Here is an 18200-nt window from a genome sequence, read left to right on the forward strand (position 1 = left end):
CTCGGCCACTCTCTCTCACCGCACCGGCGGGCGCCTCCCATTGCGGATGCGCCCGCCGCTGTGTTCGTCCGGTTCCCCGTCGGAGCCCGGCCCGTACTATGGCCCGGACAACTCTGGTGGGCGTCGATGACAAGCGTCACCCATCAACAGTGGTCGGGGGAAAGAATCGCGCACCGCGCGTACAGGGGTGGAAGTGTTCCGAAATGCCGTTCACGCGGCGGGGGTCGTCGCGTGTCTGATGTCGTTGTGCCTGGTCGTGTCCGGGCCTGCTCACGCGTCGCCCCAGCAGGCACGCATCGTCTCGGTCGTACAGGAGTCCGACACGCGCGCGGCAGTCTGGGTGCACTCGGCGGCGATGAACAAGAACATCAAGGTGTTCGTTCTCACGCCGCGTACCAGGACCGGTCCGCGGCCGACGCTGTACCTGCTCGACGGGGCCGGCGCCCGCGGGCACAACAGCGGTTGGCGGGAAGCCGGCGGGGTCGAGGAGTTCTTCGCCGACAAGGACGTCAACGTCGTGCTCCCGACCGGAGCCTATGGGACCTTCTACGCGGATTGGGAGCGACGCGATCCCACGGTCGGTAAACCGATGTGGGAGACGTTCCTGACAAAGGAGTTGCCGCCGCTCATCGACGCGCGGTTCGACACGACCGGGTCCCGAGGAATCGCCGGGGTCTCGATGGGTGGCCAGGCGGCGTTCACCCTGGCGATCCGCGCCCCGGCCCTCTACCGTGCCGTCGCCTCGATCAGCGGCTGTCCGCCGGTCTCCACCGCCCACGGCGAATCGTATGTGCGCGCAACTCTCGCCCGCGGCGGCGCGAACGCGGACAACATGTGGGGTCAGACCGGCTCGCGCGGATGGCGGGATCACGATCCCGCCCGCCACCTCGACCGTCTCCGCGGCAAGGCGTTGTACCTCTACTCGGGTGCGGGCCGACTCGGACCCGCCGACATCAAACGCAACGTGTCGCCCGAAGAGGGCCTGTACCAGGTGGTCCTCGCCGCGTCGTCGGCCTTCGAGATCGCCACCAGCGACTGCTCGCAACGATTCGCGGGACAGCTGCGGGCTGCTGGGTTGCCCTTCACCGATGCGATGCAGACCGTCGGAACTCACCACTGGTACTACTGGGCGAAAGAGCTGCCCCGTATGTGGAAGGCGATCGAGCCGTCCCTGTGAGGGCCGGCGCGTGGGTACGATCCACATTCATGCTGATCCCCACCCATCCCGACTCCACGACCGTCCTCGATGTCGAGGTGACCGGGTCCGGCGAACCGCTCCTGCTCATCGCGGGAATGTCAGCGCATCGGGAGATGTGGACCGATGAACTCCTCGGCGCACTCACCCGGCACTTCGAGGTCGCGGTCTACGATCACCGCGGCATCGGCGGGAGCAGTCGGGCCGAGGGCGCGTTCACCATCGCCGATCTCGCCGGCGACGCGTCTGGCGTGCTCGACGGACTCGGCTGGGACACCGCGCACGTCCTGGGCACCTCGATGGGCGGCATGGTCGCCCAGGAGCTCGTCCTCGCCCATCCCGATCGTGTGCGCAGCCTCGTCCTCGGCTGCACCACGGCGGGCGGACCGGGGGCCATCGGCACGTCCGGTGCCCTGCGTCTCGTCGAGGCCATCGCTTCCCGGGATGCCGCGCGGGTCGCCCGAACCGCCTTCGAGGTCAACCTCTCCCCGGAATTCTGCTCCGGTGACGGCGCATTCGATCGCTTCACCCGGTCCTCGACGCTACGCAAGGTGCCATCGGCGGTGGTCGCCTATCAGGCCGCGGCCTGTGGCGGCCACGACACCCGCGACCGGTTGGCCACCATCAGCGTGCCGACCACCGTCATCCACGGTGACGTCGACGAGGTCATCGGGGTCGCCGAGGGCGAACGGCTCGCCGCCGGGATCCCCGGCGCCACGCTGGAACGCTGGCCCGGCGTCGGGCACATGTTCTGGTGGGAACGTCCGGAGCAGACCGCCGAGATCACGATCCGCACCGCGAAGTCGGCGCGCGCGTAACGCCCGTCGGGTCGTCGAACGACATTCTTGACATCGGCACCGACCGCGATCTTCGGGTGGCCGCGTACGTCAGGAGTTCTATGTCGCATTCATCCAAGATCCGTCGTCTCTCGTCTCGGCAACGCATCCTGACCGGCATCTCGGTCGTCGCGATCCTCACCCTCGGCCTGTTCGGGGCGAGCACGTTGCTCAACTCGTCGAACACGGCCAGCGCCCTGCGCGGCCATCCGGAGGTGTTGCGCCCGGGCTGCACCTGGGACCAGTCCGGATACTTCGTGCAGAACTGCAAGGTCTGGTCGGAATCCCAGCAGCGCGACGTGATCGTGCAGATCCGCGCGTCGAGCGGCAGCGACAGCGGCGTCTACCTGCTCGACGGCATGCGGGCCAGCGAGACTCGCTCTGCCTGGACCACCGACGTCCAGGCGGCCCGCGTCTACGACGCCAAGGCCGACACCACGCTGGTCATGCCGGTGGGCGGCGCGTCGTCGTTCTACACCGACTGGGACGGCGGTGCGGGCGACAACAACACCGTCATCAAGCAGGAGACCTTCCTGACGTCCGAACTGCCTGCGTACCTCGAGAAGGAGTTCGGGGTGGCGCGCAACAACAACGCGATCGTCGGTCTCTCGATGTCGGGCGGTCCCGCGGTCACGCTCGCCGAACGGCACCCGGAGCAGTTCAAGGTGGTCCAGGCGATGTCGGGTTACTACCAGACCGACAATCCGATCGGCGCCCTCGGCGTCTTCGCGACGCAGAGCCTGGTGTCGAACTACGTCAGCGGCGTGGTCAACATGTGGGGCGCGCCGGGCGGAGACCGCTGGACCGACAACGACCCGTCGAAGAACGTCGGCAAGCTCGCCGAGAACGGCCAGGTCCTGATCATCTCGTCGGGCAACGGGTTCCTCACCCCGTCCGAGATGGCGAAGCTCGCGCCCCAGGATCAGATCTCGGCGATCGCACTCGAGATCCTGTCCGCGGTGTCAACCGTCCTGATGCAGCTGCAGGCCAAGCAGTCCGGTGCATCGGTGATCTCGCTGCCCAACTACGGCGGTCACACCTGGGAGAACTGGGGCCGCGCCCTCGGCGACGGCAAGGGGCACGTACTCGAGGCACTGCGCAACAATCCGCCGGTCACGGAGAAGACGACGGTCGTCTCGGCGTCGGGCAGCCCCGACCCCGAGGGCCCCGCGAAGGTCACCATGGCGGCGAAGAATGCCGCCACGGCCTCCCCCGCACTCGACGCCTCGGTCCTGGCCGCGCTGCAGTCGACGGACGCGTCCAGCGCATCCTCGGGGACCCCGGCGGCGTCCGAATCAGCGGCCTCGTCCGAGGCCTCGGGATCGGCTGCCCCGTCGACCGGTGACGTGTCGGCGTCGGTGCCCGCAGCACCCGAGTCGGCAGCGGCCGAATCTGCCGCGCCCGCAGAGGAATCGGCCCCAGAGGAATCGGCCGCGGCAAGCACGACGAAGCCCACGATCCCGCAGCTCGCGCCGACGGGACCGGCCCGGTCGGACGGGTCTGTCCCCTCGACGACCACGACCACCACGCCAGGGCGGTGACCCGACTTCGCTCGCAGCCGTTAGCGTTACGGCGTGAACTCTGACTTGGCCGACCTGGTCGGCACCGACACGATCGCCGTGGTGGTCGCCTCTGGGGCGATCCTGGTCTGGGGCCTGGCGCTCGGAGTGTGGAAGTACCACGGGATCCGCACGTCGCCCGAGCACAGCGCGCATGTGTACGTCGACATCGCTCACCGTGCGGCACTGATGTACTCGTTCGCGACCCTCGTCCTCGCCGCGCTGGTCGAGCTGAGTGCGTTCGCGCCGGTCGTCAACGTGCTGGCCGCGGCGGTCCCGATCGTGTTCTTCGTCGCCGCGATCGCGTCGTACTGCATCCACGGCGCACTCCGCGACACCACCAATCAGTTCGAGAAGCCGATGCCGGGGACGTACCTGTTCATGGTCGCGCTGATCGTCGGCGAGATCGGCGGAGTGCTGGTCCTGCTCGCCGGGGTCGTCGTGCGGCTGGCCTGATCGGCCGGCACGCCGTCACCAGTCGGCGGGTGTGTGCACCCGCAGCCAGGTCACGACCTCGTCGAGGACCACGTCCTGCTCGGGCTCGTTGAAGATCTCGTGGAACAGGTCGTCGTAGATGACGAGTGTCTTGTCCTCCGAACCGGCGAGCCGCTCGACGAGCTCGCTGCCCTTCGGGTCGGTGAGGGCGTCGGCGCCGCCGTGCATCACGAGCAGCGGCAGCTGCAGCAACGGCAGACGCTGCGGGAACGACTGCATGGTGGAGATCATCGCCCCACCGAGACCGGCCGGGATCTTGCCACGCGTCACGAGCGGATCGGCGTCGTAGGCCGCCACCACGGACGGATCGCGGGAGATGCTCGTCGAACTCAACGCGGTGGTCGGCAGCCCGGGCGCGATCTTTCCGATCACCGGCGCGATCTTGACGGCCAGCGGAGACAGGTCGTCCCCGGGGAGCACGGCAGCCCCCGACAGGATCAGGCCGTCGAGCTTCTCCTGATGGTCGAGCGCGTAGTCGAGGGCGATGCAACCACCCATGCTGTGTCCGATCAGGAAGGTCGGGAAGGCCTCGTCGGCGACGTGGGCGATGACGGTGTCGAGATCGCCGGTGAATTCGCTGAACCGACGCAGCCGCATCCGCTTGCCGCCAGAGCGTCCGTGTCCGACATGGTCGGGGATCGCCACGAGAAATCCCGCGTCGACGAGACGCTGCGCCAGATGTCCGTACCGTCGGCCGTGTTCGGCGAGTCCGTGCGCGATGACCACGACACCGCGCTTATCACCTTCGGGGCGGTGGACATCGTAGACGATGTCCTGGCCGTGTGGACCGCGAAAACTGTGTTCTTCCGGTGTCATTGCCTGTTCTCTCGTCCGTGGAGCCGTTGGAGCCGTTGTCTCGTCAGTGCAGGCCCAGCCGTGCCACGACCGACTTTCCTGCCGATTCGAGCATGCCGAGCGGACGTAGTGCGGCCTCCCCGATCCCGACCATCGCCTCGACGCGTGCGACGACCCGTTCGAGCCGGGCGACGACGTCGGACATCCGGTCGACAGTCGCGTCCACCTGATCGAGTGTTCCCGACATCCGCGCGAGCGTCGCGTCGAGTTTCTCGATCGTCGCGTCCAGATTGCTCATCGTCGGGCCGAGTCCCTCCAGGGTCTCACCCATGTCGGCGAGGATTCCCTCGAGCTGCTCCACCGTCATATCGGCATTGAGCGCTGCCTGCGCCAGCTTCTTGATGCGCTGCCGCTCGGGTGGCTTCGAAGACGCGGTGTCGACCATGGGCTGGATTATCACCCACCACGCGCACGGCGGGAGACCGAACGAGCGAGGAATAGCCCGCCACCCCGCGCGGTTGACCCACACAGAGTCACTCAAATTTGAGTGACTTGTCGACCGAAGGAGCACACCATGCCTGCCGTCTCCGCCGACACCTTGTCGTTGACGCGCCTGTCCTCGCCCGGGTTCGACGCCATCGAGCGTCCCGTCCGATCCGTCACCCGCGGACCGCGCGGCTACGAAGGAGAAGGGTTTCCGGTGGTGCGCGCCTTCGCGGGCGTCTCCCCCGCCGAACTCGATCCGTTCATCCACATGGACCAGATGGGTGAGGTCGACTACGAGCCCGGCGAACCGCGCGGCACCTCCTGGCATCCGCACCGCGGCTTCGAGACGGTCACCTACATCATCGACGGCCGCTTCGCGCACCAGGACTCCGCGGGCGGTGGCGGCCTCATCGAGGACGGTGCGACGCAGTGGATGACGGCGGGCTCCGGCATCCTGCACATCGAGACGCCGCCGGCCGAGTTGGTGGAGTCCGGCGGACTGTTCCACGGCATCCAGCTGTGGGTCAACCTCCCGGCCGAGAACAAGTTCCTCCCGCCGAACTACCAGAACCTCGAGGGCGGCCAGGTGGGCCTGGTGACCTCGCCCGACGCCGGGTCGCTGATCCGGATCATCGCCGGTGATATCGAGGGACACCGCGGACCGGGCTCCACACACACCCCGATCACGATGGCCCACGCCACGGTGCAACCCGGTGCGGCGGTGTCGATCCCGTGGAATCCCGAGTTCAACGCGCTGGTGTACGTGTTGTCCGGCCGCGGACGCGTCGGCGCGGAGGGACGTCCGATCGAGCAGGGCTCCCTCGCGGTTCTCGGCAAGGGTGATCGCATCACCGTGGCCGCCGACGGTGCGCAGGACAGCAACCGCCCTGCCCTGGAGGTTCTTCTTCTCGGGGGCCGACCTATCCGCGAACCCGTCGCGCAGTACGGTCCGTTCGTGATGAACACCCGTCAGCAGCTCATCGAGGCCATGGAGGACTATCAGGCCGGTCGGCTCGGCGTCGTCCCGCCGGATGCACTGATGCCGCACACCGTTCGCTGATCCATGGCCACCGATTCCGATGACCTGCAGGGCGCGTGGCGCGTCTTCATCGAGACCGCCGCGCGCCTGCAGACCATGCTCGACGACGATCTGCGAGCCGGCACCGGGATGAGCCTCGCCGACTACAGCGTGCTGCTCGTCCTCCACGAGAGCGAGGGCGGCAGATTGCGTATGCGAGATCTGGCGCACCGCATGGTGTTCTCCACGTCGCGACTCTCGTATCAGGTCGATGCGATGGTGAAACGTGGCTGGCTGCAGCGGGAACGCGCCACCGAGGACAGGCGCGGCAGCTACGCGGTACTCACCGAGGAGGGACGCTCCGCGTTCCGGAGTGCCGCCCGCGACCACCACCAATGCGTCGATGCACTGTTCTTCTCGGCGCTCCGGCCGTCGGACGGACGCGAGCTGCGAGCGGTGATGGAACGACTCGCCGCCCACCTCGACACCATTCATCCGAGAACCCAGGAGACCTGATGTCATTCACCATCATCCGGGCCGACGAACGTCATCACTGGCGCAACGAATGGCTCGAGTCCTGGCAGTCGTTTCCGGCGACGGGCAACTTCGATCTGGCGGCGAACGCCCACGGAGTCCTGCTGGTGCACAACGACGATCGGGTCGACGCGGGCGAAGGACTCGACCGGCATCAGCACCGTGACGCCGAGATCGTCACCTGGGTCCTCGACGGCGCACTACGCCACCGTGATTCCGCCGGAAACGACGGCATCCTGAAACCCGGGATCGTGCAACGCATGACTGCGGCCGCGGGATCTCCCACAGCGAGAGCAACGCCACCGGCCGTCTGGACGGCACCGATCTGCGCGTGGTCCAGATGTGGGTTGCTCCGGAGGAGACCGGCCTCGAGCCCGGCTACGCCGAGGCCGACGTCACCGCCGCGTTGGCGACCGGCGACCTCGTGGTCGTCGTCTCCGGGCTGTCCCGCCACGCGACCACGACACCGGTGACCATCAACAACTCCACCGCCGCCCTGCATGTGGCGCAGATGCCCGCCGGCCGGACCGTGACTCTTCCCGCCTCCCCCTACGGCCACCTCTACGTGGCGCGAGGGGAGGTGGAACTGGCCGGCGACGACCGACTCCTCGAAGGCGATGCGGTGCGCACGAGAAACGCCGGCGAGATCTTCCTGCACAGCTCCGGCGGAGCCGAGATCCTGTTCTGGGAGATGCACGCCGGCGTCGCCTGAGGCTCAGCCGAGTTGCGGGATCACCTTCGACGCAACGAGTTCGAGGTGATCGAGATCGTCGAGGTCCAGGGTCTGGAGATACATCCGGGTGATCCCGAGCTCGCGATAGCTCTCGATCTTCGCGACGACCTCGTCGGGCGTCCCCGCGGCGCCGTTCTCGCGCAGTTCCTCCGGCTCCCGGCCGATCGCCTCGGCACGGCGCCGGAATTCGGCTTCGTCACTGCCACAACACAAGACGAGCGCACCCGAATAGGTCATGGTCTCGGGACGACGCCCCGCCGCGGCGCAGGCCGCGCGCACGTTGCCGATCAGCTCACGTGCGACGTCCACGGGCTGGAACACCACGTTGAACTCGTCGGCGAATCGTGCCGCCAGTGCCGGCGTGCGCTTCTTTCCGCTGCCGCCGACGATGATCGGCGGACGGGGGCGCTGCACCGGCTTCGGCAGCGCCGGTGAGTTGCTGAGCTGGAAATGCTCACCGCGGTAGTCGAATCGGCTTCCCTCGGGCGTACCCCACAGACCGGTGATGATCTCGAAGCTCTCCTCGAGCCGGTCGAACCGTTCCTTCAGCGACGGGAACGGGATGCCGTACGCCTCGTGCTCGGGCTCATACCAGCCCGCACCGAGACCCAGTTCGATTCGGCCGCCGCTCATCTGGTCGACGTTGGCCACCGCTATCGCGAACGGGCCCGGCAGGCGGAAGGTGGCCGACGAGACCAGTGTGCCCAGTCGAATCCGCGACGTCTCCCGCGCCAGCCCGGCCAGCGTGATCCACGCATCCGAGGGTCCGGGCAGTCCGTCGCCGCCCATGCCGCTGAAATGGTCGGAGCGGAAGAAGGCGTCGAATCCGAGTTCCTCGGTCGCCTTCGCGACTGCGAGCAGCTGATCGTAGGTCGCGCCTTGCTGGGGTTCGGTGAAGATTCGCAATTGCACGGTTTCAACTTACGCGCAGTGGGCATTCACCAGGTGCGGCGCGAGTTCTCCGCGGCCCATCCGGCACCGCGGTGAATCCGAATCGCTTGAGCTCGACACCCAACCCAGTACTCGGCCGAGTACTCGACAAAGGAGTCCTAAATGAAGACAGTTGCGCGTACAGCCCTCGGTTTCGTCGTCGCTGCCGCCGGGGCGACCGCGGTATCGCTCGCCGCCTCGCCGTCGGCCGGTGCAGCCCCCGCGGTGTGTCCCGCTCTGCCTGGTCAGACCTCCTCCATGGCCTCGTGCAGCGCCGAGTCCGGCCCCACCGGTCTGGCACTGGCCATCACCGACAACGGCGGCAAGGCCACCTCCGAGGCGAACAACTTCGCCGGCCCCGCGGCGATCGCGCTCGGGCCCGGTGCCACTGTCACCATGACCGGCGACCGCGCCGGACTGGCCATCGGTATCGCAGGACCCGGCGCCGAGGTGGTCGTCGACGGCAAGAACGGCCCCACCTGCAAGGGCGGCCCTGCATTCGCCGGTGACTTCCAGACCTTCAAGGGCTGCAGGTCCTAACTCTCGGACAGCCGAGAGAACGGTTTCGTGCCTTCGGGTGCGGAGGGCGACCGGCCTGGAGTCCCAGGGTCGGCCTGCCTCCACCGTCTCCCCGGGCATGACGCCGCCGGTCAGACGAACAACCCGCGGAGATAAGCCGCCTGCCCGATGTGCTGGGCATCGTCGTCGACCACGCTGACCAGGCGGACACCGAGCGTCACCGGCGGGTCCCAGTTGGTGTCGACGATCCGATCCAGATCCGAATCCGTCAGCGACGCAATGTAGTCGACGCTGACCGCGTGCGTGGCGTCGTAGTAACCGCGGAGCAATTCCGCATCGTCGACGACAACCCGCGCCACGTCCTCGGCCGAATGGCCGTACCCGCTGTCGGCCGGCGAGAACGGCAGGTCGAATCGATCGACCCAACCGCCGCTCACCCATACCTCGTCGGTGTCGGCGACGTCGGCGATGTGCGAATCCTGAACGCGCGTCAGGTGCCACACCAGCCAGGCGATCGTGTTCGCTCCCGACGCCGGTGCCCGATTAAGGATGTCCGGCTCGATATCGCTGAGCAGCGCATGAACATTCCCGGCGACCCGTCCGAGACCGTCGATTAACACATCTGTGGCGCGCATGCGGCAAGTTTAGTTCGCCGTGCGCGCAAGGATGGCGAGTCCGCCGATCCGTCAGCATCATTCCTCCGGTGTCTGAACAGAACCAGCCTGCCGTGACCCCCGCCGACGGCTCGCGCTCCACCCGTAAGATCCGCTTCAACGCCTTCGACATGAATTGCGTTGCGCACCAGTCCCCCGGCCTGTGGCGCCATCCGAGCGACCGGTCGTGGAACTACAACACCATCGACTACTGGGTCGACCTCGCCCGGCTCCTGGAAACCGGCGGCTTCGACGGCCTGTTCATCGCCGACGTCCTCGGTACCTACGACGTCCTGTCCGGCACCGACGAGGCAGCGATCCGCCAGGGCGCCCAGATCCCGGTCAACGACCCGCTGCTGCTGCTGGTTTCCGCGATGGCACACGCAACCCAGCACCTCGGGTTCGGCGTCACCACCGGCACCGGTTTCGAACACCCCTATCCGTTCGCACGTCGTCTGTCGACGCTCGACCACCTCACCCGCGGTCGCGTCGGCTGGAACGTCGTCACCGGTTACCTGCCATCGGCCGCACGCAACATGGGTGCCGACGATCAGCTCGAACACGACGACCGCTACGACCAGGCCGACGAGTACCTGACCGTGCTCTACAAGCTGTGGGAGGGCTCCTGGGAACGGGACGCGGTACGCCGCGACCGCGAGGCGGGCATCTTCGCCGATCCGGCCAAGGTCCACCACATCGGACACCACGGTGAGCACTACACCGTTCCCGGCATCCACCTCTCCGAGCCGTCGCCACAGGGTTCGCCGGTCATCTACCAGGCGGGCGCCTCACCACGCGGTCGCCGTTTCGCCGCGGAGAACGCCGAAGCCGTCTTCGTCGCCGCACCCACCAAGGCGATCCTGCGCGACGTCGTGAGCAAGATCCGCGAGGAACTCGTCCTGGCCGGACGAGATCCCTACGACGCCAAGATCTACACGCTGCTCACCATCATCACCGATTCGACGCCCGAGGCTGCTCGCGCGAAAGCCGCTGAGTACCAGTCCTATGCGAGCGAAGAAGGTGCGCTGGTCTTCATGTCCGGGTGGATGGGCATCGACCTCGCGAGCTACGACATCGACGAGCCGATCGGCAACGTGCACAGCAACGCCATCCAGTCGGCGGTGGCCGCATTCCAGCAGGCCACCGAGAGCGGCGAGGAATGGCGTGTCCGTGACATCGCGGCCTGGGGCGGCATCGGCGGCATGGGCCCCGTCCTGATCGGATCGGGCGACGAGGTCGCCGAACAGCTGCAGGACTGGGTGAACGAGACCGACGTCGACGGCTTCAACGTCGCCTACGCGGTCACACCTGGTTCCTTCGAGGACATCGTGACCCAGGTGATACCCGCGCTCGAGCGTCGCGGCGTCTACGACCGCGAGTACGTCCCGGGTACGCTGCGCCACAAGCTTTTCGGCCGCGGCGATCACTTGCCCGAGAGCCATCGCGGTTCGACCTACCGCGTCGGCGGCGTGAACTCGACCATCGACGACTCGATCCGTGAGCGCAACCGCCTCACCACCATCGGCACGAAGTGATCAAGACCGCACGATGATCGAAGTCGTTGGACTCACCAAGATCTTCGGGGTCGGTTCGCCGAACCCCACCACCGTGCTCGACGACGTCGAGTTCACCGTCGCCTCCGGCGAGATCTTCGCCGTCGTCGGCCCGTCCGGCGCGGGCAAGAGCACGCTCGCACGCTGCCTCAACCTGCTGGAGCGCCCGACGTCAGGCAAGGTCGTCGTCAACGGCGAGGACCTCACCGCCCTCGGCACCTCCGGACTCCGCGATGCCCGACGACGCATCGGCACGGTCTTCCAGTCGGCCAGTCTGCTCTCGCGGCGGACCGCAGCGCAGAACGTCGCCCTTCCGCTCGAGTACCTGGGCGCGACAAAGGCTTCCACCACGTCGCGGGTCGCCGACCTGCTCGACCTTGTCGGCCTGTCCGACAAGGCGAATCTGTACCCCCACCAGCTCTCCGGCGGGCAGCGCCAGCGCGTGGGCATCGCCCGCGCCCTGGCGCTGAAGCCGTCGGTGCTGCTGTCGGACGAGGCCACCTCCGGACTCGACCCGGCCGCCACCGACACCATCCTGGAACTCCTGACCGAGGTCCGGAACGAACTGGGTCTGGCAGTCGTGTTCATCACCCACGAGATGGACACCATCGTGCGCGTCGCCGACACCGTCGGCCGACTCGACCACAGACGCATCGTCGAGCACGGACGCCTCGAGAAGTTGGTACTCGATCCCGATTCGGTCCTCGGACGCGCACTTCGACCCCGCGGGCCCAGCGCATCCGCGACCGCCGACCAGGTCGCGGTCACCGTGGTCTACAACTCGACGACGGTGCCCGCCGACTGGCTCACCCGCCTCGGCAAGTCCCTGGACATCTCGATCTCGGTGCTCGGTGCGAACGTCCAGACCATCGACGGCACCGCCTTCGGCGATCTCACCGTCTCCGTCCCGAACGGCCACGTGTCCGCATTCGTCGGCGCGGCAGGCGGACTCGGACTCGCCGCGCGAGTGGTCGAGCGCCGTCCCCGGACACGAGCGAGGTCGACGTCGAGAAGAAGAATGCGGAGGTGGCGGCATGAGCACGATCAACCTGGCCGGCATCACCGTTCCGCTCGACGAGATCTCCGATCTGCTGCTCCCGGCGTTCGTCGACACCGTCCTGATGGTCAGCATCGTGATGGTCGTCGTCCTCGTCGTCGGCGTCCCGCTCGGCGCACTGGTCCACAACCTCGCTGCCGGTGGCCTTTTCGAGAACCGGGCACTGCACACACCGTTGTCCTGGATCATCAGCATCGGACGGTCGTTGCCGTTCCTGGTGTTGATGACGGCGATCATCCCGTTCACCCGCCTCGTCACCGGCACCAACATCGGCATCGCCGCGGTGGTCCCGATGTCCATCGCCGGTATCGCCTTCTTCACCCGCATCGTGGAGAACTCGCTGCGGTCGGTCCCGGCGTCGACGATCGACGTGGCCCGCGCATCGGGCGGCTCCAACGCCCAGATCATCTGGAAGGCACAGGTTCCCGAGGCCCTGCCGAACATCGTGGGTGGTCTGACCATCAACACCATCGCGATGATCGAATACTCGACCATTGCCGGCACGATCGGCGCCGGCGGCCTCGGCTACGTGGCGGTGACCTACGGCTACCAGCGCTTCGACCAGGGCGTCATGGTCGCCATGATCATCGTGCTGGTGATCACCGTGGCGTTGATCCAGCTGGCCGGCGACGCACTCGCGCGCAGCCTCAACCCGGTGACCTCCAAGCGCGTCAACCACTGACCGACGCGCCTTCACGCCAGAGCCCCTCGTCTCACTTTCACCACTCTTGAAAGGTTCACGCATGTCCCAGGACACCGGTTCCGCCACTGACGTGTCGGACAAGTCGCCCGAAACTCCGCCGCCCGCAGGCAATTCCGACATCGAGATCTCCACGCGTCGCCGCTGGCCGCTGATCGCCGGCGTCCTCGTCGTCGTCGCCGTCCTGGCCGGCGTCCTCGGCTGGCGGTTCCTCGGCTCGGATTCGACCTCCCCCAACGAGACCCCTGGTGCGACGCTCACCGTCGTCACCGCCGAGGGCAACGCCGCCGAGCAGGCGCTCGTCGAGTACATCGGCAACGAGGTCGCGCCCCGATACGGGATCAAGGTCGCCTTCAAGGGGCTCGCCGACTCGACCACGCTCAACCGCGCAGTCAGCGACGGTGAGGTCGCGGGTACCGTCTACCAGCACAAGCTGTGGCTGTCCCAGGTGCTCGAGGCCAACCCCGACTTCAAGGAAGTCGCGGCCACCCCGGTCTTCCGTTGGGGCTTCGGCATCTGGTCGGACAAGTACAAGAACGTCCAGGACCTCCCGCAGAACGCGAAGGTCTCGCTGTACTCCGATCCCGCGAACGAGGCACAGGGCCTGTGGCTGCTGGAGCGCGCCGGCCTGATCACCCTCAAACCGGGCATCGACAAGTGGACGGCGACCCAGAAGGACATCGCCACCAACCCGCGCAACCTGCAGTTCGTGCTGCTCGACTTCGCCGCTCAGTCCCGGTCGCTGGCCGATCTCGACGCGACCGTCGGCTACACCGAGTACTACCTGGCCGCGAACATCCCGATCGAGAAGCAGATCTACGCTCCCCCGGCCCCCGACGAGTTCGCCGGACAGCTCACCATCGGCACCGAGTGGGAGAACACCGACAACATCAAGAACCTCGTCGCCGCGTTCAAGGATCCCGCGGTGCAGGAATTCCTGCGCATCGATCCGCAGGTGAAGAACATTCTCCTTCCCTTGTAGGCCACCATTCCGTGACGCGTGTTCACACCGGGCGCCCGGGTCGCACACCACGACCAGGGCGCTTACGCATAGGCTCACCGGCGTGGAGCGCACACATCACGGTCATTCACATTCGCTGACCGACATCTCCCACATGCTGTCCCCGTTCGCGCGGTGGCTGGTCATCGGGACCCTGGCGGTCACCGCGGTGGCTGTGACGATCGGAATGATCGTTCTCTGGCCGTCGGATTCCGAGCATCCGGTGCCCACGCAGTTCCGGGCGGCCGACGGCGGCTCGATCCAGACGGTCGACGGCGAGGTCGTCGACCAGTTCCGCGCGAACTGTCTCAACCCGGCGGCGGGGTCGGTGCTCGAGACCGCCGACATCCCCGTCAACCCGGTCGCCGGCGGGCCCTGCATCCTGAACGCGGTCCGCATCGACTCGGGTGAGGCCGCCGGCCGGTACACGGTGTTGGAGATCCCCACGAAGGGTGCACAGTCGGGGACCGAACCGGGACCCGAGGGCACGCCGACCCCGGGCGCGAGCGACGAGCCGCAGGCCGGTCAGCCGACGCTCCACGTCGGCGATGCGATCCGGCTCTCGACGGTGCCCGGACCGGAAGGCAACCGGTACACCTTCTTCGACTTCCAGCGCGGCACGGCCACGATCGTCTGGGCGATCCTCTTCATCGCGGCCATCGTGCTGGTCGCGGCGTGGCGCGGATTCCGCTCGATTCTCGGCCTCGCCTTCGCCTTCGTCGTCCTCGGCGGGTTCACCCTGCCGGCCATCCTCGATGGATCATCCCCGGTCGCGGTGGCGGTGGTGTCGTCGGCGGCGATCCTGTTCGTGGTGCTCTACCTCGCACACGGCGTCAGCCTCCGTACGAGTTCGGCCCTGCTCGGCACGTTGACCTCACTGCTGATGGCCGGCCTGTTGAGCTGGCTGGCGATCGAGACGATGAACCTGACCGGTTTGTCCGGCGACCAGACCACCAATCTGCAGGTCTATCAGGGCAACATCTCGGTCAGCGGTCTACTGCTGGCCGGATTCATCATCGGCACGCTCGGCGTCCTCAACGACGTGACGATCACCCAGGCGTCCGCGGCCTTCGAACTGGCCGCCGCGGGCGAACCGACCCGGCTCGCGACCTTCAAGGCCGCGATGCGCGTGGGACGCGACCACATCGCGAGCACCGTCTACACCCTGGTCTTCGCCTACGCCGGCAGCGCCCTGCCGCTGATGCTGCTCTTCTCGGTCGCCCAGCAACCCCTCGGAGGTCTGCTCACCACTGACGTGGTGGCCGTCGAACTCGCGCGGTCCTTCGTCGGCGGTATCGCGATCGCCTTGTCGGTTCCGCTGACCACCGCGATCGCCGCGGCCCTCTGCCGACCGGCGGGCATGCCGTCACCCGCGGCGAGCTGAGGGGAGTTCAGCACCGTCCCTTGGGCAGCTCGGCCAGGTTCTTGCCGAGCCAGTTGCCCAGTCGCGTGAGCATCTTGGTGCCGTCGGTGAACGACCCGCTGCGTGGGATCGCCGCCATCGAGACCGCGACCTGGCCGTCGACCGTGCTGATGATGCCGAGCTGACGCACGAGATGACCACCGGTTCTGGACGTGGCCGGACCCCAGCCGCCCTTGACGGCGGTCACCGCCCCCTTGTTCCGGCCGACCCTGGCGATGCCCCACTGCTGGTTCGGGGCGACGTCGCTCATCAGCCGGATGATGTGCTCGCTGCCGGGCAGGCAGGGTAGATGCGCGCCGAACAGGGCCTGGTCGCGCAGAGCCCAGGAGGTGTACCCCGGATACGACGCCGGGGTGTCGATCTCCGAGGAGACGTGCGTCCGGGTGTCGTGTCCTTCGCGCAGCACGGCGGTCACCGCGTCGACGGAGGCGCGCCCGCCGCCGAGTGCTCCCCACAGTTCGCCCGCGGCGTCGTTGTCGGAGAAGGTGATCGCCTTGTCCTCCATCCTTGCGACGGCGGGACCGCGCTCGCGTTGGGCGGCCAGCGAAACCGGAACCTTCATCGTCGACCATGCCCGGCCCGCCTTGAGCGATCCCAGCGAGATGACCTGGTCGCTGCCGACCGGCACCATGGCGACGCCCAGCTGGCCGGGCAGTGACTTCTTCATCGACTTCTGGAGTGCGGCGTAGCTCTTCGCCAGCTTCTTGTCGACCGGCTCCGGTGGCGTGAACCAGGACGCGAACGGCTCGGGCAGCGGCGGCAGCGCCGGGAGCGGAACCGCGCTCGCGCTTCCGGCGCCGACGACGAGAGACATCATCACAGCACCGACGACCAGCGCACACCGAGTCACAACTTTCACAATTTTCTCCTGAGTCACTTTAGACACACGAGAGTAGTGCCGCGGCCGGCCGGGTGACCAGCTCGTATACCCAATCGGGACCTTGCTGCGACCGGCATCACGCCGACGGCGACGGCGGAATTCGGTCTCAGGCGGCACACCGGCCGCGTGGCAGCCGGGTCATGTTGGTGTCGAGCCAGGCGGCCACCGCGTTCAGCGCCGCGATCCCGCCGGTCATCGACCCGCCGACCGCACTCATCGCCACCGCGGTGCGCTGACCGTCACGAAAGGTGAACAGGCCGATCTGACGCACGAGATACCCCGCTGACATGCCGGGACCCCAGCCGCCTTTCACGGCCGTCGCGCGAGGCGCGGACATCACCTCGACGCCCCACTGCTGATTCCCGGCGACCTCACCCATCAGCGAGAGCACCGACCGAGCCCCCTCGAGACACGGGAGATGGGCGGTGAATGTCGCGGCATCGGGCAATGCCCAGATCGTCTGACCGAAGATCGTGTAGCCCGGCCGACGCTGTGTGGCCGGGACGACGGTGGTGGTGTCACCTCCGTCGCGCAGCACCGCGGTGACCGCGTCGGCGGCGCTCTGTCCGCCGCCCAGCGACGACCACAATGCCTCGGCGGAAACGTTGTCGGAGTTGATGATCGCCGCATCAGCGGCCGGGCTGGGTCCGTTCTGGCGCTCGGCGGCGACCGCGAGCGGCACCTTGATCGTCGACCATGAGACCTGCGGTGTGGTGTCCCCCAGGGTCAGCGCGGGGACTGCATAGCCGCCGACCGGCGCGATCGCGATGCCGACGGTCAGCCCGGTCGACGACGCGACCTTGCGGAAGCTCGCGGCCAGTGCGCGGTACGAGGCGGGAACCGGTGGCGCCGGACTCCCCGCCCCTTGTTGTCCCGGTGTGGGCTGGACCGAGGTCGAGGGTGTCGACGTCACGGTCACGGTGACCGGTGTGATCGGGGCGGGGTCGGCGGACGTCGTACAACCGGCGGTGACCGCCACGACGAATCCGAGCGCGACCGCCACGGACCTGATCGTCTGCGTGGGCCTCATCAGTAGATGTGCACCACCGCATCGTTCCCGCCGCGGCACGCCACGATCGCCCCCTCCGGGACGCAGCTCATCGCATACGACTGTCCCGTGACGGGACTCGCCGCGGTCACCACGCGTGGGGAACGGTCTTGTCCCGCACTGAAGTACGCGTCTCGCACCGCGAAGGCGAACGGGCAGCTCGTCACCGATGTCCCCACGCCGACGGTCGCGTCGCACGGCGCGGACCCCGGCGGTGGCGCCGCGGGAGCGCGCGGCCCCTGGGGTGCGTTCTCGACGGTCGGCGGCGGCGCGACGGTCTCGGTGATCGTCGGGGTGGTCGGGTCGGCGGCCTGTTCCGAACTATCGCCACCTGAACCCGCGAGGAGGACGCCCACGACGACGGCGATGCCCACGAGGACAACCGCGATCAGCCCGAGGAGGATCGGGATCGCCGCCGAGCGCGGTTGCCGGGGCTGCGGATAGGCCGGCGGATAACCGGGTGGCGGTCCGTATGCGCTCGGTACTGCTGAGCTGACGAGAACTGCTGCGGCTCAACATGATACGGGAGTGCGGACATCTGCTGTGACGCGCCGAAGGTCTGTGGCCCGGAGAGCTGCCGGGTGCCGGATCCGCCCCACTCGGGGTACGACTCGGGATACGACTGGGGTGCCGATACCTGCTGCGGACCGGACATCTGTGGTCCCGCGCCGGTCTCGGGGCCGGTCGTCTGGCGGATCTGGGTCGGCTCGTACGCCGGTTCGACCGGGGCGATGACGGTGTACGGCGCCTTGATGATGCTCGTCGCCGAGTCTGCTGCGGGGCCGG

19 protein-coding genes and 2 pseudogenes are annotated in these 18200 nt (G+C 67.8%); 14 read left to right on the forward strand and 7 right to left on the reverse strand.

Annotated features, from left to right (window positions below; translation table 11 throughout):
* The first annotated feature begins 238 nt into the window (after window positions 1-238).
* The 4 genes from BPODLACK_RS08825 to BPODLACK_RS08840 all read left to right on the forward strand — a co-directional run bounded on the left by BPODLACK_RS08825 (window position 239) and on the right by BPODLACK_RS08840 (window position 4046).
* Window positions 239-1177, forward strand: coding sequence for an alpha/beta hydrolase (locus tag BPODLACK_RS08825; RefSeq protein ID WP_081598166.1), 939 nt, complete (start codon window positions 239-241; stop codon window positions 1175-1177).
* A 29-nt stretch (window positions 1178-1206) separates the two neighbouring features.
* Window positions 1207-2013 (forward strand): alpha/beta fold hydrolase, encoded by an 807-nt coding sequence (locus BPODLACK_RS08830; protein WP_006434361.1) that lies wholly within the window; start codon window positions 1207-1209, stop codon window positions 2011-2013.
* 80 nt (window positions 2014-2093) lie between these two features.
* Complete coding sequence (locus BPODLACK_RS08835) at window positions 2094-3572, forward strand: alpha/beta hydrolase (protein ID WP_006434360.1); 1479 nt, start codon at window positions 2094-2096, stop codon at window positions 3570-3572.
* A gap of 33 nt (window positions 3573-3605) precedes the next feature.
* The gene (locus BPODLACK_RS08840) at window positions 3606-4046 is read left to right on the forward strand and encodes a hypothetical protein (protein WP_006434359.1); all 441 of its coding nucleotides are present in this window, start codon (window positions 3606-3608) and stop codon (window positions 4044-4046) included.
* 15 nt (window positions 4047-4061) lie between these two features.
* Here BPODLACK_RS08840 and BPODLACK_RS08845 read toward each other — a convergent pair whose 3' ends face one another.
* Window positions 4062-4901, reverse strand: a complete 840-nt coding sequence (locus tag BPODLACK_RS08845) for an alpha/beta hydrolase (protein ID WP_006434358.1) — start codon at window positions 4899-4901, stop codon at window positions 4062-4064.
* A gap of 43 nt (window positions 4902-4944) precedes the next feature.
* Window positions 4945-5325 (reverse strand): hypothetical protein, encoded by a 381-nt coding sequence (locus BPODLACK_RS08850; protein WP_006434357.1) that lies wholly within the window; start codon window positions 5323-5325, stop codon window positions 4945-4947.
* Between the two features lie 129 nt (window positions 5326-5454).
* On the opposite strand from BPODLACK_RS08850, the gene BPODLACK_RS08855 reads away from it, so the two are divergent.
* From BPODLACK_RS08855 to BPODLACK_RS08865, 3 genes and pseudogenes are all read left to right on the forward strand, one after another.
* Window positions 5455-6426 carry a pirin family protein gene (locus tag BPODLACK_RS08855; protein ID WP_006434356.1) on the forward strand — a complete coding sequence of 324 codons (972 nt, stop codon included), beginning with the start codon at window positions 5455-5457 and terminating at the stop codon, window positions 6424-6426.
* 3 nt (window positions 6427-6429) lie between these two features.
* The gene (locus BPODLACK_RS08860) at window positions 6430-6900 is read left to right on the forward strand and encodes a MarR family winged helix-turn-helix transcriptional regulator (protein WP_006434355.1); all 471 of its coding nucleotides are present in this window, start codon (window positions 6430-6432) and stop codon (window positions 6898-6900) included.
* Window positions 6900-7630, forward strand: a pseudogene (locus BPODLACK_RS08865) (pirin family protein). Before BPODLACK_RS08860 ends, BPODLACK_RS08865 begins: the two are co-directional and overlap by 1 nt.
* A 3-nt stretch (window positions 7631-7633) precedes the next feature.
* On the opposite strand, the gene BPODLACK_RS08870 reads toward BPODLACK_RS08865, so the two are convergent.
* On the reverse strand, window positions 7634-8563 hold the full coding sequence (locus tag BPODLACK_RS08870; RefSeq protein WP_006434353.1) for an LLM class F420-dependent oxidoreductase: 930 nt from the start codon (window positions 8561-8563) through the stop codon (window positions 7634-7636).
* 141 nt (window positions 8564-8704) lie between these two features.
* On the opposite strand from BPODLACK_RS08870, the gene BPODLACK_RS08875 reads away from it, so the two are divergent.
* Window positions 8705-9121 (forward strand): DUF6764 family protein, encoded by a 417-nt coding sequence (locus tag BPODLACK_RS08875; RefSeq protein WP_006434352.1) that lies wholly within the window; start codon window positions 8705-8707, stop codon window positions 9119-9121.
* A gap of 110 nt (window positions 9122-9231) precedes the next feature.
* On the opposite strand, the gene BPODLACK_RS08880 is transcribed toward BPODLACK_RS08875, so the two are convergent.
* Complete coding sequence (locus BPODLACK_RS08880; RefSeq protein WP_006434351.1) at window positions 9232-9735, reverse strand: mycothiol transferase; 504 nt, start codon at window positions 9733-9735, stop codon at window positions 9232-9234.
* A 92-nt stretch (window positions 9736-9827) separates the two neighbouring features.
* On the opposite strand from BPODLACK_RS08880, the gene BPODLACK_RS08885 reads away from it, so the two are divergent.
* From BPODLACK_RS08885 to BPODLACK_RS08905, 5 genes and pseudogenes are all read left to right on the forward strand, one after another.
* On the forward strand, window positions 9828-11288 hold the full coding sequence (locus BPODLACK_RS08885; RefSeq protein ID WP_159405196.1) for an LLM class flavin-dependent oxidoreductase: 1461 nt from the start codon (window positions 9828-9830) through the stop codon (window positions 11286-11288).
* A gap of 13 nt (window positions 11289-11301) precedes the next feature.
* Window positions 11302-12279: pseudogene (locus BPODLACK_RS08890) on the forward strand (methionine ABC transporter ATP-binding protein); the annotation flags it as partial.
* Between the two features lie 61 nt (window positions 12280-12340).
* Window positions 12341-13045, forward strand: coding sequence for a methionine ABC transporter permease (locus BPODLACK_RS08895; RefSeq protein WP_159405111.1), 705 nt, complete (start codon window positions 12341-12343; stop codon window positions 13043-13045).
* 61 nt (window positions 13046-13106) lie between these two features.
* Complete coding sequence (locus tag BPODLACK_RS08900) at window positions 13107-14045, forward strand: MetQ/NlpA family ABC transporter substrate-binding protein (protein WP_006434347.1); 939 nt, start codon at window positions 13107-13109, stop codon at window positions 14043-14045.
* An 82-nt stretch (window positions 14046-14127) separates the two neighbouring features.
* Window positions 14128-15447: a YibE/F family protein gene (locus tag BPODLACK_RS08905; RefSeq protein ID WP_006434346.1), complete on the forward strand. Its 1320-nt coding sequence runs from the start codon at window positions 14128-14130 to the stop codon at window positions 15445-15447.
* Window positions 15448-15454: 7 nt separating this feature from the next.
* On the opposite strand, the gene BPODLACK_RS08910 is transcribed toward BPODLACK_RS08905, so the two are convergent.
* The 3 genes from BPODLACK_RS08910 to BPODLACK_RS23830 all read right to left on the reverse strand — a co-directional run bounded on the left by BPODLACK_RS08910 (window position 15455) and on the right by BPODLACK_RS23830 (window position 17788).
* A complete protein-coding gene (locus tag BPODLACK_RS08910) occupies window positions 15455-16300 on the reverse strand; it encodes a hypothetical protein (protein ID WP_159405197.1) in 846 nt (281 codons plus the stop codon).
* Window positions 16301-16472: 172 nt separating this feature from the next.
* Window positions 16473-17396 (reverse strand): hypothetical protein, encoded by a 924-nt coding sequence (locus BPODLACK_RS08915; protein WP_159405112.1) that lies wholly within the window; start codon window positions 17394-17396, stop codon window positions 16473-16475.
* Window positions 17396-17788 carry a hypothetical protein gene (locus BPODLACK_RS23830; protein ID WP_159405113.1) on the reverse strand — a complete coding sequence of 131 codons (393 nt, stop codon included), beginning with the start codon at window positions 17786-17788 and terminating at the stop codon, window positions 17396-17398. The genes BPODLACK_RS08915 and BPODLACK_RS23830 overlap by 1 nt, the downstream gene beginning before the upstream one ends.
* Window positions 17789-17995: 207 nt before the next feature.
* Here BPODLACK_RS23830 and BPODLACK_RS23835 point away from each other — a divergent pair.
* Window positions 17996-18200, forward strand: a 205-nt coding sequence (locus BPODLACK_RS23835; protein WP_328721310.1) for a hypothetical protein, incomplete at its 3' end; no start/stop codon positions are given.

It is taken from the genome of Gordonia sp. YY1, assembly GCF_009872315.1.
Taxonomy (GTDB): domain Bacteria; phylum Actinomycetota; class Actinomycetes; order Mycobacteriales; family Mycobacteriaceae; genus Gordonia; species Gordonia amicalis.

Excerpts from the sequence above, each read along its gene's own strand:
- BPODLACK_RS08880 (WP_006434351.1), bottom strand. The coding sequence starts at position 9,735 with ATGCGCGCCACAGATGTGTTAATCGACGGTCTCGGACGGGTCGCCGGG.
- BPODLACK_RS08915 (WP_159405112.1), bottom strand. The coding sequence starts at position 17,396 with ATGAGGCCCACGCAGACGATCAGGTCCGTGGCGGTCGCGCTCGGATTC.
- BPODLACK_RS08910 (WP_159405197.1), bottom strand. The coding sequence starts at position 16,300 with ATGTCTCTCGTCGTCGGCGCCGGAAGCGCGAGCGCGGTTCCGCTCCCG.
- BPODLACK_RS08900 (WP_006434347.1), top strand. The coding sequence starts at position 13,107 with ATGTCCCAGGACACCGGTTCCGCCACTGACGTGTCGGACAAGTCGCCC.
- BPODLACK_RS08850 (WP_006434357.1), bottom strand. The coding sequence starts at position 5,325 with ATGGTCGACACCGCGTCTTCGAAGCCACCCGAGCGGCAGCGCATCAAG.
- BPODLACK_RS08830 (WP_006434361.1), top strand. The coding sequence starts at position 1,207 with ATGCTGATCCCCACCCATCCCGACTCCACGACCGTCCTCGATGTCGAG.
- BPODLACK_RS08835 (WP_006434360.1), top strand. The coding sequence starts at position 2,094 with ATGTCGCATTCATCCAAGATCCGTCGTCTCTCGTCTCGGCAACGCATC.
- BPODLACK_RS08855 (WP_006434356.1), top strand. The coding sequence starts at position 5,455 with ATGCCTGCCGTCTCCGCCGACACCTTGTCGTTGACGCGCCTGTCCTCG.
- BPODLACK_RS08825 (WP_081598166.1), top strand. The coding sequence starts at position 239 with ATGTCGTTGTGCCTGGTCGTGTCCGGGCCTGCTCACGCGTCGCCCCAG.
- BPODLACK_RS08875 (WP_006434352.1), top strand. The coding sequence starts at position 8,705 with ATGAAGACAGTTGCGCGTACAGCCCTCGGTTTCGTCGTCGCTGCCGCC.
- BPODLACK_RS08845 (WP_006434358.1), bottom strand. The coding sequence starts at position 4,901 with ATGACACCGGAAGAACACAGTTTTCGCGGTCCACACGGCCAGGACATC.
- BPODLACK_RS08895 (WP_159405111.1), top strand. The coding sequence starts at position 12,341 with ATGAGCACGATCAACCTGGCCGGCATCACCGTTCCGCTCGACGAGATC.
- BPODLACK_RS08860 (WP_006434355.1), top strand. The coding sequence starts at position 6,430 with ATGGCCACCGATTCCGATGACCTGCAGGGCGCGTGGCGCGTCTTCATC.